13 protein-coding genes are annotated in these 14,468 nt (G+C 61.1%); 6 read left to right on the top strand and 7 right to left on the bottom strand.

Features of this window, described 5'->3' with window-relative positions:
- Positions 1 to 35: 35 nt before the first annotated feature.
- The 4 genes from G0P99_RS11035 to G0P99_RS11050 all read left to right on the top strand — a co-directional run bounded on the left by G0P99_RS11035 (position 36) and on the right by G0P99_RS11050 (position 4,241).
- Complete coding sequence (locus tag G0P99_RS11035) at positions 36 to 1,019, top strand: quinone oxidoreductase (RefSeq protein ID WP_164129720.1); 984 nt, start codon at positions 36 to 38, stop codon at positions 1,017 to 1,019.
- Between the two features lie 54 nt (positions 1,020 to 1,073).
- A complete protein-coding gene (locus G0P99_RS11040; RefSeq protein ID WP_164129722.1) occupies positions 1,074 to 1,502 on the top strand; it encodes an Lrp/AsnC family transcriptional regulator in 429 nt (142 codons plus the stop codon).
- Positions 1,503 to 1,616: 114 nt separating this feature from the next.
- Positions 1,617 to 2,723 carry a saccharopine dehydrogenase family protein gene (locus tag G0P99_RS11045; RefSeq protein ID WP_164129724.1) on the top strand — a complete coding sequence of 369 codons (1,107 nt, stop codon included), beginning with the start codon at positions 1,617 to 1,619 and terminating at the stop codon, positions 2,721 to 2,723.
- A gap of 3 nt (positions 2,724 to 2,726) precedes the next feature.
- Positions 2,727 to 4,241: an aldehyde dehydrogenase family protein gene (locus G0P99_RS11050; protein WP_164129726.1), complete on the top strand. Its 1,515-nt coding sequence runs from the start codon at positions 2,727 to 2,729 to the stop codon at positions 4,239 to 4,241.
- A gap of 58 nt (positions 4,242 to 4,299) precedes the next feature.
- Here the strand turns inward: G0P99_RS11050 and G0P99_RS11055 are convergent, their stop codons facing one another.
- From G0P99_RS11055 to ugpB, 5 genes are all read right to left on the bottom strand, one after another.
- Entirely contained in the window at positions 4,300 to 5,235 is a 936-nt protein-coding gene (locus G0P99_RS11055) for a glycerophosphodiester phosphodiesterase (RefSeq protein WP_164129728.1), read from the bottom strand.
- Positions 5,232 to 6,287 carry a sn-glycerol-3-phosphate import ATP-binding protein UgpC gene (locus tag G0P99_RS11060; RefSeq protein ID WP_164129730.1) on the bottom strand — a complete coding sequence of 352 codons (1,056 nt, stop codon included), beginning with the start codon at positions 6,285 to 6,287 and terminating at the stop codon, positions 5,232 to 5,234. The genes G0P99_RS11055 and G0P99_RS11060 overlap by 4 nt, the downstream gene beginning before the upstream one ends.
- A 10-nt stretch (positions 6,288 to 6,297) precedes the next feature.
- Positions 6,298 to 7,149 (bottom strand): sn-glycerol-3-phosphate ABC transporter permease UgpE, encoded by an 852-nt coding sequence (ugpE, locus tag G0P99_RS11065; RefSeq protein WP_164129731.1) that lies wholly within the window; start codon positions 7,147 to 7,149, stop codon positions 6,298 to 6,300.
- A complete protein-coding gene (ugpA, locus tag G0P99_RS11070) occupies positions 7,149 to 8,030 on the bottom strand; it encodes a sn-glycerol-3-phosphate ABC transporter permease UgpA (protein ID WP_164129733.1) in 882 nt (293 codons plus the stop codon). The genes ugpE and ugpA overlap by 1 nt, the downstream gene beginning before the upstream one ends.
- 86 nt (positions 8,031 to 8,116) lie before the next feature.
- Positions 8,117 to 9,418: a sn-glycerol-3-phosphate ABC transporter substrate-binding protein UgpB gene (ugpB, locus tag G0P99_RS11075; protein ID WP_164129735.1), complete on the bottom strand. Its 1,302-nt coding sequence runs from the start codon at positions 9,416 to 9,418 to the stop codon at positions 8,117 to 8,119.
- Positions 9,419 to 9,564: 146 nt separating this feature from the next.
- On the opposite strand from ugpB, the gene G0P99_RS11080 reads away from it, so the two are divergent.
- A complete protein-coding gene (locus G0P99_RS11080) occupies positions 9,565 to 10,485 on the top strand; it encodes a LysR substrate-binding domain-containing protein (RefSeq protein WP_164129747.1) in 921 nt (306 codons plus the stop codon).
- Here the strand turns inward: G0P99_RS11080 and G0P99_RS11085 are convergent.
- Entirely contained in the window at positions 10,477 to 11,511 is a 1,035-nt protein-coding gene (locus G0P99_RS11085; protein ID WP_164129737.1) for an Ldh family oxidoreductase, read from the bottom strand. The two genes, G0P99_RS11080 and G0P99_RS11085, sit on opposite strands and share 9 nt — an antisense overlap.
- Before the next feature lie 4 nt (positions 11,512 to 11,515).
- A complete protein-coding gene (locus tag G0P99_RS11090; protein ID WP_164129739.1) occupies positions 11,516 to 13,003 on the bottom strand; it encodes a trimethylamine methyltransferase family protein in 1,488 nt (495 codons plus the stop codon).
- A 241-nt stretch (positions 13,004 to 13,244) separates the two neighbouring features.
- On the opposite strand from G0P99_RS11090, the gene G0P99_RS11095 reads away from it, so the two are divergent.
- Positions 13,245 to 14,138: a LysR substrate-binding domain-containing protein gene (locus G0P99_RS11095; protein WP_164129741.1), complete on the top strand. Its 894-nt coding sequence runs from the start codon at positions 13,245 to 13,247 to the stop codon at positions 14,136 to 14,138.
- Positions 14,139 to 14,468: the final 330 nt, after the last annotated feature.

Below are 14,468 nucleotides of genomic sequence, written 5' to 3' on the forward strand. Positions count from 1 at the left end.
CCTGCTAGGGTAATGCGCAAAGCGGGAGGAAAGACATGAGTGAAACTGCAAGAACCGTAGTGATCGAAGCATTCGGCGGCCCGGAGGTTTTGGAATTGCAGGACCGGCCCGTGGGCGAGCCGGGACCGGGGCAGGTGCGGATCCGGCACAAGGCCTGTGGTTTGAATTTCATCGACGTGTATCAGCGCACGGGTCTTTATCCCCTGCAATTGCCGCATGCGCTGGGCATGGAAGCCTCGGGCGTGATCGAGGCGGTAGGCGATGGGGTAACCCATTTGAACGTGGGTGACAGGGCTGCTTATGCCTCGGCCCCGCCGGGTGCCTATACTGAGGCGCGTGTGATGCCGGCGGCACAGGTCTGCCCGCTGCCCGACGAGATCGGCTTCGACGAAGGCGCCGCGATGATGCTCAAGGGGTTGACGGTCGACTACCTGTTCCACCGCACGACGCCGCTCAGCCGGGGTGATACGGTGCTGTTTCACGCGGCGGCGGGGGGTGTCGGCCTGATCGCTTGTCAGTGGGCCAAATCCGAAGGCATCACCCTGATCGGCACCGCCGGGTCCGACGAGAAATGTGAATTGGCCAAGGCACATGGTGCGACCCATGTGATCAACTACCGCACTGAGAACTTTACCGAAAAAGTGCGCGAACTGACCGGTGGCAAGGGTGTCGATGTGGTGATGGATTCGGTGGGCGCGGACACGTTCGAAGGCTCGCTCGACTGTCTGAAACCTCTGGGCATGATGATTTCCTTCGGCAATGCCTCGGGGCCTGTGCCGCCGGTGAACATCGGTATTCTGGGGCAGAAGGGCAGCCTGAAGATCACGCGCCCGACGCTGTTCACCCATATCGCCGACCATGCGGCTTGCCAGGCGATGGCGCGGCGCCTGTTCGGCAAGGTGACCGGGGGCGAGGTCAAGATCCGCATCGACCAGCGCTTTCCGCTGGAACAGATCGCCGATGCCCACGGCGCACTTGAGGCGCGGCAAACCACTGGGTCGACCATCCTGGAGCTTTGACGCAACGCATGTATTTTCTTGCACCCGCCCCATGTGGCGGGGCAAGGAAGGAACATGGACAAGCTCGACCGCCAGATTGTCGCGGCACTGCAACACAATGCCCGCGAATCTACGACCAAGATCGCCGCGCGACTGGGTGTGGCGCGTACCACCGTGCACGAACGCATCGCCCGGATGGAGGCGCGCGGCGTGATCGCGGGCTATTCCGTCGTCCTGCGCGAGCCGCAGGATGACAGCAAGGTGCAGGTCGTGGTGCTGCTGGAAGTGCAGCAGAAGGAGACCGCGCGCATCATCAAGCGGCTCGAGGCCTATCCCGAGATCAAGCTATGCCTGTCGATCAATGGTGAGTTCGACTTACTGTTGTCGGCCGAGGCGCCGCGGATCGAGGATCTCGATATCCTTGTCGATGAACTGGGCGCGATTCCAGGGATTCAACGGACGAACACCTTTGTCGTCTTTGGGCGGCGTATCGACCGGATCTGACAAAAAGTTAGGTTTGCCGTCAAATTGACGGGATGAGGAGTCATTCCGACACTCTGCTCCCTACAGATCGAACAGCAAAAGCGTCATCCTGTTGCGCAAACAAGGAGACGTGCCATGCGCTGGAATATTTGCGTCGTCGGGGCCGGGAAGATCGGCCAGATGATCGCCACTTTGCTCAAGACTTCGCCCAACTATACCGTCACCGTGGCCGATCACGATCTGGCGGCGTTGTCGGTGCTCAACAAGATGGGCGTGCCCACCAAGCAGATCGACGCCAAGGACGAGGCCGGGCTGGCCGAGGGGCTGAAAGGCTTCGATGCGGTCATTTCGGCGGCGCCGTTCTTTCTGACCCCTGCCATTGCCAAGGCCGCGCAGGTGGCGGGCGCGCATTATTTCGACCTGACCGAGGACGTGGCGGCCACCAATGCGGTGCGCGCGCTGGCTGAAAAGAGCCAGACCGCGTTCATGCCGCAATGCGGGTTGGCGCCGGGCTTTGTTGGCATTGCCGGAGCGGCTCTGGCCGCCGAATTCGACGAGATCGACAGTCTGCACATGCGGGTGGGGGCGCTGCCGCTCTACCCGACCAATGCGCTGAAGTATAACCTGACCTGGTCCACCGACGGGCTGATCAACGAGTACTGCAACCCCTGCGATGCCATCGTGAACGGTCAGTTGGTCAAGACCGCGCCGCTGGAGGATTACGAGATCCTTGGCCATGACGGGGTTGAGTATGAATGCTTCAACACCTCGGGTGGGTTGGGGACGCTGCCGGAAACGCTGGAGGGCAAGGCGCGGGCGGTGTCCTATCGCTCTATCCGCTATCCGGGGCACCGCGATATCCTGCGTCTGTTGCTGAACGATCTGGGGCTGGAGCGGCGTCGGGATCTGTTGAAGGACATCTTCGAGGCCGCGCTGCCGCGCACCGATCAGGACGTGGTACTGGTCTATTGCACCGCCAAGGGGCGGATCGGCGGCCAGTTGCGCGAGAAGAGCCTGATCAACAAGTCCTATTCCCGGGTGATCGACGGCCAGACCTGGAGCGCGATCCAGGTCACCACTGCCGCTGGCGTTCTGGGCGTCGTTGACCTGATGCGGACCGGCACGCTGCCGTCCAAAGGGTTCATCCGGCAGGAACAGGTCAAGTTCGCCGACTTCCTCGAAACCGAATTCGGCCGCCTTTACCGGGCGGGTGATGTCACCAAGCAAAGCAAGGCAGCCTGAGACATGAAAGACGTTGTGATGACCGCAGATACCGTGATGGAGAAACTGGGGATCACCGCCGCCGAACGGACGGGTGGCCGGGTACGCGTTACCTCGCCGATCGACGGCAGCCTTCTGGGCGAGGTGCATGAGATGCCGCTGTCCGAAATGGATGCGGTTCTGACACGTGCCAAGTCGGCGTTCAAAGACTGGCGCACCGTACCCGCCCCGCGCCGGGGCGAGCTGATCCGCCTGCTGGGTGAGGAGCTGCGGGCGGCCAAGGACGACCTTGGCGCGCTGGTCAGCTGGGAGGCGGGCAAGATCACCTCCGAAGGGTTGGGTGAAGTGCAGGAGATGATCGATATCTGCGATTTCGCCGTGGGTCTGTCGCGGCAGCTTTACGGCCTGACCATCGCCAGTGAACGCCCCGGTCACCGGATGATGGAAACCTGGCACCCCGCCGGACCGGTCGGCGTGATCTCGGCCTTCAACTTCCCGGTGGCCGTCTGGTCGTGGAACGCGGCATTGGCGATTGTCTGCGGCGATCCGGTGATCTGGAAACCCTCGGAAAAGACCCCGCTGACAGCGCTCGCCTGTCAGAAGATCTTTGACCGCGCCGCCCTGCGGTTCGGCGACGCGCCCGAGGGACTGTTGCAGACCCTCATCGGTGGTGCCGACCTGGGCAAGGCTCTGGTCGAAAGCGAGGATGTGCCGATCATCTCGGCCACCGGTTCGACCCGCATGGGTCGCGCGGTCGCGCCCATCGTGGCAGCCCGGTTTGGCAAGTGCATCCTGGAGCTGGGTGGCAACAACGCGATGATCGTCGGGCCGTCGGCGGACCTGGAGATGGCGGTTCGCGCCATCGTGTTCTCGGCCGTGGGTACCGCTGGCCAGCGCTGCACCACACTGCGCCGCCTGATCGCCCATAACTCGATCAAGGACGAACTGGTTGCACGGCTGAAGAAAGCCTATGCCGGTCTGCCCATCGGCAACCCGCTGGCCGAGGGCACGCTGGTCGGCCCGTTGGTGGACGAGGCCGCTGGCGCGGCCATGACCGCGGCACTGGATGCGGCGCGCGCCGAGGGCGGCAAAGTGTTCGGCGGCGCGCGGGTGCGTGACGGCGTACCGGCGGCTGGCGTCTACATGACCCCTGCCATTGTCGAGATGCCGGAACAGAGCGCGGTGGTGAAGACCGAGACCTTTGCCCCGATCCTTTACGTTCTGGGCTATGACGAATTCGATCAGGCGGTCGAAATCCAGAACGACGTGCCGCAGGGCCTGTCGTCTTGCGTGTTCACGCTGAACATGCGCGAGGCGGAGCAATTCCTGTCGGCGGCAGGGTCGGATTGTGGCATCGCGAACGTGAACATCGGCCCGTCGGGCGCGGAAATCGGTGGGGCGTTTGGTGGCGAAAAGGAGACCGGTGGCGGCCGCGAAAGCGGGTCGGACGCATGGAAAGCCTATATGCGCCGTCAGACCAACACCGTGAACTACTCTGCCCAGCTGCCGCTGGCGCAAGGCGTCAAATTCGACATCTGACAGGTTTAGGCAGCCAAGATCGGAAAGCCCCGCCAGCGCGGGGCTTTTCTCGTAGGGGTTACTGCCAGCGCAGGCCCCGGTTCAGCAGATGTCTTTGCACCCGGCCGGGGTAGTCGGTGACGATGCCGTCGACACCCGCGTCGATCATCCGGTCGATGTCTGCCGTTTCGTTGACCGTCCAGGTACAGACGGGCAGTCCCAGGTCATGCGCCTCGGCAACAAGGTCGGGGGTCAAATCCATGAAGTACGGACACCAAAGCTGTCCGCCCGCATCGGCGACGGCCCGAGGGACCGAAACGGTCATGGTCGCATAGTCCGGGCCAACGGATTTGGCGGAATCCTCGCCGGGGTCGTCGTCGTTCTCTGGCAGTTGCGACAAGTATGACGTGGGCATGTCCGGCGCCTGTCGCCGGCATTCGTCCAGCAGCTTCCAGTCGAAACTGTGGAGCACGGTACGATGCGCCAACCCGAACTTTCGCACCTCGGCAACGGCGGTGGCAACCAGCGACTCCCGGGCTGCCGCTTCGTCTTGCAGGTCGGGATCGGATTTCAGCTCAAACAGCAGATAGGCTTCGCTGCCGGGTTTGCTGCACAAATCCAGCAACTCTGACAGTGCCGGAATGCGGACGCCGGACATGAAAGCCTGATCCGGGAAGCGTTGACCATAGACAGTTCGGCCATCCAGACCGCCCACATCCAGTGTCTTAAGCTCGGCCAGGGTCAGGTCGGCGACCCGCAGCTCGGGTCCGGTCAGCCAGTGGCCTTGCGCGTCGCGCGTCGCGGAATTCGCCAAGTGCAGGTTATGCGTGACGACCGGCACCCGATCCGCCGTTGCAACCACATCAAACTCCAGCGCGGTCACACCGATGGACAGCGTGAAATCGAAACCTTCGATCGTGTTTTCGGGCATCACGCCCCTTGCGCCGCGATGACCGATGACACGGACGACCCCGTCACCCCCGGTAAACGGGGCGAGCTGCGGAAACCGGCTCATGGTTCGATCCGTTTGCCGGTTTCGGCGTGGAACAGATGCAAGGCCCCGTTTGCGGGCACGAACCCCATGACCGTTCCGGCCGCGGCTGACATATGCCCGGGCTGGCTGACAACCATCTCGATGTCTGTCCCCTCGAGCTTGCCATGCAGCAGCGAGTTGGCGCCCAGTTGCTCGACCAGTTCCACGGTGACCCGCACGGGTCCCGCATCGTCCTGTAGCAGGTGCTCGGGCCGAATACCAAGTGTCACCGCGCCGTTGGCCGCACCGGCGTTCGCCAGTCGCGCGCCGTTGCCCAGGGTCGCCATACCGGCGCTGACGGTGGCCGGCAGAAAGTTCATCGCAGGGCTGCCGATGAAGCCCGCCACAAAGGTGGTGGCTGGCCGGTCATAAAGCTCGATCGGGGTTCCGAACTGTTCCACGTAACCGCCGTTCAGCACCATCAGCCGGTCACCCAGTGTCATCGCCTCGACCTGATCATGGGTGACATAGATTGAAGTCACCCCGAGCCGCTGTTGCAGCTTGCGGATTTCCAGCCGCATCTGCACGCGCAGCTTGGCGTCAAGGTTCGACAGCGGCTCGTCGAACAGGAACACTTGCGGGTTGCGCACGATGGCGCGGCCCATGGCGACGCGCTGACGCTGGCCGCCCGACAATTGCCGGGGTTTGCGTTCAAGATAGGGGCGCAGTTCAAGGATGTCGGCGGCCTCTTCCACCCGGCGGGCGATCTCGTCCTTGGAAATCTTCCGGATCTTGAGCCCATAGGCCATGTTCTCACGCACCGACATATGCGGGTAGAGGGCGTAGTTCTGGAACACCATGGCGATATCGCGGTCGGCAGGTTCCAGCTGGTTCACCACCTTGTCGCCGATGCAGATCGTGCCCGAGGTGACGGTTTCCAACCCTGCCACCATACGCAGCAGCGTGGACTTGCCACAGCCCGAGGGGCCGACGACCACGATGAACTCACCGTCGGAAATCTCGCCTTCGACGTGATGCAGAACCTCGGTGTCACCATAGGCTTTCACTAGGTCTTTGAGTGTTATGGATGCCATGATGTCCTGCCTATTTGTCTGTCTCGGTCAGCCCTTGAACAAAGAGCTTTTGCATCGCAACCACCACGAAGACCGGTGGCAGCATCGCCAGGAGCGCGGTCATCATGATGATGTTCCATTGTGGGGATTGTTCCGCCGCCTCGAGCATCTGCTTGATGCTCATCACGATGGTGGTCATGTCGGTATCGGTGGTGATCAGCAGCGGCCAGAGATACTGGTTCCAGCCGTAGATGAAGAGGATCACGAACAGCGCCGCGATATTGGTACGGGACAGCGGGATCAGGATATCCCAGAAGAACCTGAGCGGCCCTGCGCCATCGATCCGCGCGCTTTCCAGCATCTCGTCGGGGATGGTCAGGAACACCTGCCGGAACATGAATGTAGCCGTGGCCGAGGCGATAAGTGGGATCGACAGGCCCCAATAGCTGTTCAGCATGCCCAGATCGGCCACCACCTCGAACGTGGGCAGGATGCGGACCTCGACCGGCAGCATCAGGGTGACGAAGATCAACCAGAAGAACAACATCCGGAACGGAAACTTGAAATAGACGATGGCGAAAGCCGAGATCAGCGAGATCGCGATCTTGCCGAGCGCGATCATCAGCGCCATGGTAAGGCTGTTGAGCAGCATCCGCCAGACCGGCGCGGTCTCGGTGCCGCTCAGGCCCGAGCCGAGCAGGGTCTGGGAAAAATTCTCCCAGAAATGGGTGCCGGGCAGCATCGGGATCGGCGCCTGTGTCATGCGCACCGCGTCATGGGTGGAAGCGACAAAGGTGATCCAGATCGGTAGCGCCACGATGACGATGCCGATGATCAGCACCAGATGGGTGATGACGTTCAGAACGGGGCGATTTTCGACCATCAGTATTCCACCTTGCGTTCGATAAAGCGGAACTGAACCACCGTCATGGCGATGACCAGCACCATCAGGATCACCGATTGTGCCGCCGAGCCGCCCAGATCGAGGCCGACGAACCCGTCGTTGAATACCTTGTAGACCAGGATCGTGGTCGAATTGGCCGGTCCGCCCTGGGTCACCGCATGGATGATGCCGAAGGTGTCAAAGAAGGCATAGACCGCGTTGATCACCAGCAAGAAGAAGGTGGTGGGTGAGATCAGCGGAAAGATGTGATCGACAAAGCGGCGTACCGGCCCGGCCCCGTCGATCGCCGCCGCCTCGATCAGCGAGCGCGGGATCGACTGCATGGCGGCGAGATAGAACAGGAAGTTATAGGCAATCTGCTTCCACGCGGCGGCAAAGATCACCAGCATCATCGCATGGGTCCCGTTCAGGTAGTGGTTCCAGTCGATGCCGACCATGTCGAGCAGGAAAGGGAAGATGCCCAGCGTCGGGTTGAACATGAACACCCAGAGCGCACCCGCCAGCACCGGCGCCACCGCATAGGGCCAGATCATCAGCGTGCGATAGGCGGTCGCGCCCCGCACCACCCGATCGGCGAAACCCGCCAGAACCAGCGCCGCCGACATCGAAAGTAGCGCCACTGCAGCGGAGAAGAAGATCGTCCGGCCGAAACTTTGCAGATACTGCTCATCGTCGACCAAGAGTTCGAAGTTCTCGAACCACACGAACTCGGTCGACAGGCCGAACGCGTCTTCGATCAGGAAAGACTGATACACCGCCTGACTGGCGGGCCAGATAAAGAACACCAGCGTGATCAGGATCTGTGGGGCGACCAGAAGGTAAGGCAGCGCGGATCTGGGAAAATGGACACGTTTGAGCATTCGGGCCTCGTCTTATGTGCCTTGCGCGGTGAAGGCAGGACATCCGGCAGAGGTATCCGCCGGATGCCGTCTTGGGATATTCCCGATCAGTTGGCCGTGCGCTCGAACTTGCGCAGCAGATCGTTGCCGCGGGAAACGGCAGCATCCAGTGCCTCTTTCGCGGTCTTGTCACCGGCCCAGAGCGCTTCGAGCTCTTCGTTGATCACGTCGCGCACCTGCACGAAGTTGCCAAACCGCAGGCCGCGCGAGTTCGGGGTCGGCGTGTTCAAGCTCAGCTGCTGGATGGCAGTGTCGGTGCCCGGGTTCTGGTCGTAGAAGCCCTGGGTCTTGCTCAGCTCATAGGCGGCGGTGGTGATCGGCACGTAGCCGGTTTCCTGGTGCCACCAGGCCTGAACCTCGGCCGAGGAGAGATAGGTCAGGAACTTGGCCAGCCCCTTGTATTCCTCGGCATCGTGCCCGGCCAGAGCCCAGAGGGTTGCCCCACCGATGACCGAGTTCTGCGGCGCGCTGGCCACCGCGGTATCGAGCGGCAGCATGGTCTGGCCGAATTCGAACTTGGCCTGGCTCTTGATCGAGCCGTAGTAGGCCGACGAGTTCATCCACATGCCGCATTCGCCGTTGGTAAACATCGGCAGGCTGTCGCCCCGGCGGCCGCCGTATTTGAACAGCTTGTTCTTGCCCATCTCGGCAATGTCGGCCAGCCGGTTCTCGACCGCTTCGTTGTTGAACTCGAACTCGGTATCGAAACCGGCAAAGCCGTTTTCCTTGGTGCCCATGGCCATGTTGTGCCAGGCTGAGTAGTTCTCGATCATCACCCAGGACTGCCAGCCAAAGGAAAAGCCGCAGTCCATGCCGCTGTCGACCAGCGCCTGTGCGGCGGTTTTCATATCGTCCCAGGTTTTCGGAACCTCGACACCAGCGGCCTTCAGAGCGTCGGCATTGTACCACAGCACCGGGGTGGAGCTGTTGAAGGGCATCGACAGCAACTCGCCATCGGGGGTCTGGTAGTACGAGATCACCGCCGGCAGATAGTCGGATTTGTCAAACGGTTCACCTGCGTCGGCCATCAGCTTTTCGACCGGATAAATGGCGCCTTTTGCAGCCATCAAGGTGGCGGTCCCGACCTCGAACACCTGCACCAGGTGCGGATGTTCCTTGGCGCGGAAGGCCGCGACTGCGGCGGTCATCGTCTCGGTGTAGTTGCCCTTGTAGGTCGGCACGACCTTGTAGTCGGACTGGCTGGCGTTGAAGTCGGCGGCGATCTTGTCAACGCGTTCGCCATTGGTGCCGCCCATTGCGTGCCACCACTGAATTTCGGTTTGCGCAAATGCTATGCTGGTCGTCAGGACCAGGGCCGAAGCGCTGAAGGACAGGATTTTGCAGGTCATGTAAACCTCCCAGTTTCATGGATGGGCGGATCGTTGCGCAGGAAAAAAAATAACTCAAGCAAAAGTTTTATGAACAAAAACATAGCATAATGTTATAAGTATTCTGAAATGAAACAAATTTCTGCATGTGCAAAAGAGGCAAGGCGTTGAATTTCAAGCTCAGACAACTGGAAGCGTTTCGCGCGGTCGCCCAGACCGGCTCGATTACTCGTGCAGCGCAGCAATTGGGAATCTCGCAACCGGCCGCCAGCCGGTTGATTTCGGATTTTGCCGCATCGGTGGAGTTTCCGCTTTTCGTACGCGAAGGCGGCAGCCTGATTCCCACACCGGAAGCGCGGTACATGCTGGTCGAGATCAACCGCGTCTTCGAAGGGCTGAGCCATCTGGAGGACCTCCGCCAGAATCTCAAGGACCGCACGGCCGGACACTTGCGGATTGCCTGTCTGCCGGGGTTTGCCACCAGTCACTTGCCCCAGGTTCTGACCGAGTTTCTGAAAGACCGCCAAGGCGTCACGGTCACGATCGAACCGGATCGGCCCGAGCGGATTTTGGAATGGATCGTGGGACAGCAATACGATTGCGCGATTACAGATGGCTTTGGCGGACATCCGGCAACCGAAAGCACCGACATTCCCATCCGCACAGTCTGCATTCTGCCTCGGGGACACCGGCTGGAAGTACAACAAGAGGTTACCCCGCATGATCTGCGCGGCGAAAAGCTGATCCATTCCCGTCGCGACAGCCCGTTCTTTCGCCGTCTGGCGCAGGCTTTTACCGATTGCGAGGTCGAGATGAACTCGTGGATCGAAGTGCGCCAGTTCACTGCCGCCTGCACCATCGTAGCTCAGGGGTACGGTGCTGCGGTTCTGTCGGCGCTGGATGCGGAACATTTCCGCGACCAGGGGTTGGTCATCCGGCCATTTGTACCGCGCTTCTCGCACCGCCTGTCTCTGATACGTCCGGTCACCGGCAGCCTGTCGCCGCTGGTTCTGGATTTCCTCGATCACTTCACGCTCAGCCTCGCCCCTTTTGTCGATCACGAGGAGCAACGGCAGATGTCAGCCTAGTGTCGTTGACAGGGTCTGAATGTCGGTCCAGGTCGATGTCGGGATATGCAGAACATTGCCCGAAGCCGCACGATATGCCCGCTCGCGTTCGCCGGGGATTTCCACCCGATCATAGCCGGGAGCGGGTGGGCAGTCGCGTAATTCGGCAAGCACCTCTTCGGCGGCAGAGGTCATGGCATTGCCATCGCGAAACCGGCTGGTATCCAAACTGATCAGCAGCCAATTGCATTCGGTCGTGGAGGGGCCCAGCATGGCCTCGCCGATCAATTCCCCGATCAGTGCCAGCCCATACCCCTTGTGTTCGCCCGAAGGCAGGATGGCGCCACCCGCGAAATAGTCTTCGGGGTCGCGGGTCGGGTTGCCGTTTCGATCGATGACGCAGCCCTCGGGCAACAGTGCCCCGGCTGAGCGAGCTGCGTAGATCCATCCGCCCGCGATCTTTGAAGTGGCGAAGTCGAGAACTACAGGGCCACGAGGTCCGCCCGGAATACCGATACACCAGGGATTTGTCGGAAGCATGGCCTTTGCGCCGCCATATGGCGCGACCTGGCGCCAGGTTTGCCGGTTGCCTCCGCCGACGCAGATTGTCAGGAAGCCCCGTTCAGCCGCCGTATCGGCAAAGGCTCCGTGCCGCCCGGTATGGCCGACATGCCGAATCGCCAGCGCCGATATTCCGGTCGCTAGAGCCGTTTCCATGCCGGTTTCATAGGCTTTCAGCATCGCCGGGATGCCGATGCCGCCACCGCCATCGACAACCAGCCCCCCACGTCCGTTATCCGTGACATGCGCCTGAGCGTCGGCCTTCATATAGCCTGTCCGCATCTGTTCGGCATATTGCAGGGTGCGCATGACCCCATGGCTCTCCATGCCACAAAGGCTGGTGTCGACTAGATGATCGGCAACACGCTGTGCTGTGTCATCGTGGCAGCCGAGCCGAGAGAAGATCGAGACCAGCAGAGCGGTCGCTTCGCTCGCCGGAACCGGCTCGCGGTCTCCCTTGAGGTCGAGTTTGGACCGGTATTCCATCGTGTTACGCCTTGAGGGTTGGGAAGGCTTGCAAGAGAGTCTCGCGCATCTCGGGCGAAAGATGCGAGGGATGGTGATCGCGCAAGATCGTTATGGCCCGTTGTCGCGCCCGGGTCGCCATGTCGGTTGCGCCTGCCGTCTGCCAATCGGCGATGGAACTGCGATCGGCAACTTCGGGATAGAGGAAATCGCTGCGCATCCGGGCATAGGTTTCCGGACGACCCAGATAGTGGCCTTCGCCCCGCACCACATCGGCAATCGCATCAAGCGCCAGGGTCGTCTCGTCGACGACCGGCGGCTTGTTGGTCCGCATCAGCGCACCCAGCATGTCATTATCTGCAACCATGGCCGAGAAATCGACCGCCATCAAACCGGCCTGCGTGCCCGCCGCCTGCGTCACCAGATGTGCCCCCGCCTGCATCGCGGTCAAAACGGTGAGGGCCTTTTCATATCCGGCCTGGTGGTCCGGCAGCTTGCTGTCGGTGGCCCCGGCAATGACCGAGCAGGGCAGGGACCACAGACGCAGCACCTGTACCGCCATGGCCGTGGCCAAAGCCTGTTCACCCGACCCGCCGGAAAAGCCGCCGGTGCGCAGATCGGTGATCATCGGGCGCGGTCCCGCGATGACCCGGGCACCGGGTGCGGCCAGCTGCGCCAGAACGATACCGGCCAGCGCCTCGGCAAGAGTTTGAGCCACCGAACCGGCCAATGTCACGGGACTCGAGGCACCGAGTTGGCCAAATACGTTGGCGTGCACGGGAATGCCCCGGCGCGCGGCTTCGATCAGGACCAGCGCGCTTTCGGCATGAAACCGCAGTGGCGGCACGACGTGATTGATGTTGAGCGACAGGAAGGGTCGGGCACGAAACGCACTCTCGGATCCTGCAACCAGATTGCACATGTGCGCGATATGTAGAACGTGCGATGGATCGCTGGCCTGCACCATCACGTGTTTGGTTGTGCCGGAAAGCGATGCGAAAGCTGTGTTGAGGTCCAGATCCAGCGGATCCGGAATGTCGCCCGCGACCAGGGATCGGGAAAAGAAATGCACGTGCGGCAGAGCATCGGCAAGCCGTGCGGCATCCCGCAGATCGGACAGGTTCGACGGCCGGATGTCGCCGGTTTGCAGATCGGAAATGTTAGGTGCGGCACCGCCGGTGCCTGGGTGGGTCTCGGTGCCGCCGACAGTCAGATCGTTGTCCGGCACCTGTCCGCACAGAGTGATGGTCTTTGGCGTGAGGGCGAGCATCTCTTCCACCAATGCGCGGGGAAACAACAGCCTGCCATCACTCTTTCGCCCGCCATGTTCCGATACCAGTTCGACTACTTCCGGCGGGGCTTCGGACAGGCCGATCCGTTCCAGAATGCCAAATGCTGCCTCGGCGATCAGATGTGCATCCGCGTTTGCAAGAGGGGCCCAGGACCCACCGACCGCCCGTGTCGACGGACGCCCGGCAGGCGTCGCGGTGCCACGGGATGCGCGTCGGGTCATCAGGGGATGAACCCTGTCTGATATGGCAGGGTGGCAAGCCATGTCGGTTTTCTTTGTCCTAAGGCTTGCATGCAATACCCACGCATTTCTTGTCCACGCCAGGCGTTTTCATTTATCCGCCAAATTCACCGCGACAGAACATGGCATGTATCTTCTTCCGCGGAGGGATGTTTGGCCAGAGTATCCGGTTGATTTTCTGAGGGTAGCCTGAAAATGTGAATGAAGATCATTCACGGAGGGAATGATGAAGCCGAGCCGTCCCTTGCCGCTGCACCAAATCGCCGCCTTTGATGCAGCCGCGCGTCACCGCAGCTTTTCCCTTGCCGCGCGTGAGTTAAATGTCCAGCAGCCTGCGGTGAGCCGTCAGGTTGCTCTTCTCGAAGATTGGGTGGGTGTTCGGCTGTTCCTGAGGACAAAGCCGCGCCTGACGTTGACGCCCGCTGGCGAGTCCCTTGCTGCCGCGACCGGCGAGGGGATGCTGGCCATCAGAAACGGGCTCGACGCGCTGTCTGCACGTCAGCGACAGGATGTTGTTGTGGTGAATGTCGCGCTGGGCTTTGCCTCGCTTTACCTGTTGCCCCGTATGGGCGAGTTTCAGGCACAACATCCTGACATTCAGGTCGAGTTCCTGACTCGGGACCAGAACATGGATTTTGACCCGGCCCGCTGCGACATCGCGGTGGTGTTTGGCGAAACCGGATTGTCAGGTCGCGAATGTCGGCGAATCTTCGATGAGGAGCTTGTGCCGGTCTGTGTTCCCGGTTTCCTTTCGGCTGGGCCTTTGACCTTGGAGGCTTTGGTGCAAAGCCGACTTTTGCACATGAGCAACCCCAATCATGCCTCGGACTGGAGTCGATACTTTCGTGGGACCGGGTTGAACGTGCCGGAACCGCGGCCGATGGATCGGCTCTATAGTTACATGGTCCTGCTCCGTGCCATTCAAAACGGCACGGGTATCGGTCTGGGTTGGCGGCATATGGTGGACGACATGATTGAGGCGGGAACACTGGTTGTTGCCTGCGAACGCGTGGTCCGGACAAAACGCGGATACCATTGCTGTCTCATGCCAACGGCGGAAAACAGGCCCGGAGCCAGGGTCTTCTTTGAGTGGTTGTCAGGAAGCGCAGCGAGCTGAGCGTGAGTTTAAAGACTCGGTTGAGTCGTTGAGTTGTGCCAGTTGGCGTAGGCTCCTCTATATGTAGTGGTCTGGTGGCTGGGTATTGGGGAGGGGATGGATTTGTTTGTTGTGATTCCATTCGTGGCGGCGGTTTTGAGGTGGCTGACTTGCCGGAATTTTCCATGTAAGATTATGATTATAAACGGTTTTGAATTTTTTTCGAATTTCCGTGTGTTTTGTGCTTGCGACTCTTTTTGGTTGGGCCTAGAACGCCCCTCACCGGCGGCGCTGAGGTGCTGCTGACGGGTCGGAGAGACGGCTGGACGCGCTGGAGAGACGGCGGCATTC

The organism is Ruegeria sp. PrR005, assembly GCF_010500245.1.
GTDB lineage: Bacteria > Pseudomonadota > Alphaproteobacteria > Rhodobacterales > Rhodobacteraceae > Ruegeria_B > Ruegeria_B marisflavi.

Excerpts from the sequence above, each read along its gene's own strand:
- G0P99_RS11040 (WP_164129722.1), top strand. The coding sequence starts at position 1,074 with ATGGACAAGCTCGACCGCCAGATTGTCGCGGCACTGCAACACAATGCC.
- ugpB (WP_164129735.1), bottom strand. The coding sequence starts at position 9,418 with ATGACCTGCAAAATCCTGTCCTTCAGCGCTTCGGCCCTGGTCCTGACG.
- G0P99_RS11050 (WP_164129726.1), top strand. The coding sequence starts at position 2,727 with ATGAAAGACGTTGTGATGACCGCAGATACCGTGATGGAGAAACTGGGG.
- G0P99_RS11060 (WP_164129730.1), bottom strand. The coding sequence starts at position 6,287 with ATGGCATCCATAACACTCAAAGACCTAGTGAAAGCCTATGGTGACACC.
- G0P99_RS11035 (WP_164129720.1), top strand. The coding sequence starts at position 36 with ATGAGTGAAACTGCAAGAACCGTAGTGATCGAAGCATTCGGCGGCCCG.
- G0P99_RS11095 (WP_164129741.1), top strand. The coding sequence starts at position 13,245 with ATGATGAAGCCGAGCCGTCCCTTGCCGCTGCACCAAATCGCCGCCTTT.
- G0P99_RS11045 (WP_164129724.1), top strand. The coding sequence starts at position 1,617 with ATGCGCTGGAATATTTGCGTCGTCGGGGCCGGGAAGATCGGCCAGATG.
- G0P99_RS11085 (WP_164129737.1), bottom strand. The coding sequence starts at position 11,511 with ATGGAATACCGGTCCAAACTCGACCTCAAGGGAGACCGCGAGCCGGTT.
- G0P99_RS11090 (WP_164129739.1), bottom strand. The coding sequence starts at position 13,003 with ATGACCCGACGCGCATCCCGTGGCACCGCGACGCCTGCCGGGCGTCCG.
- ugpE (WP_164129731.1), bottom strand. The coding sequence starts at position 7,149 with ATGGTCGAAAATCGCCCCGTTCTGAACGTCATCACCCATCTGGTGCTG.
- ugpA (WP_164129733.1), bottom strand. The coding sequence starts at position 8,030 with ATGCTCAAACGTGTCCATTTTCCCAGATCCGCGCTGCCTTACCTTCTG.
- G0P99_RS11055 (WP_164129728.1), bottom strand. The coding sequence starts at position 5,235 with ATGAGCCGGTTTCCGCAGCTCGCCCCGTTTACCGGGGGTGACGGGGTC.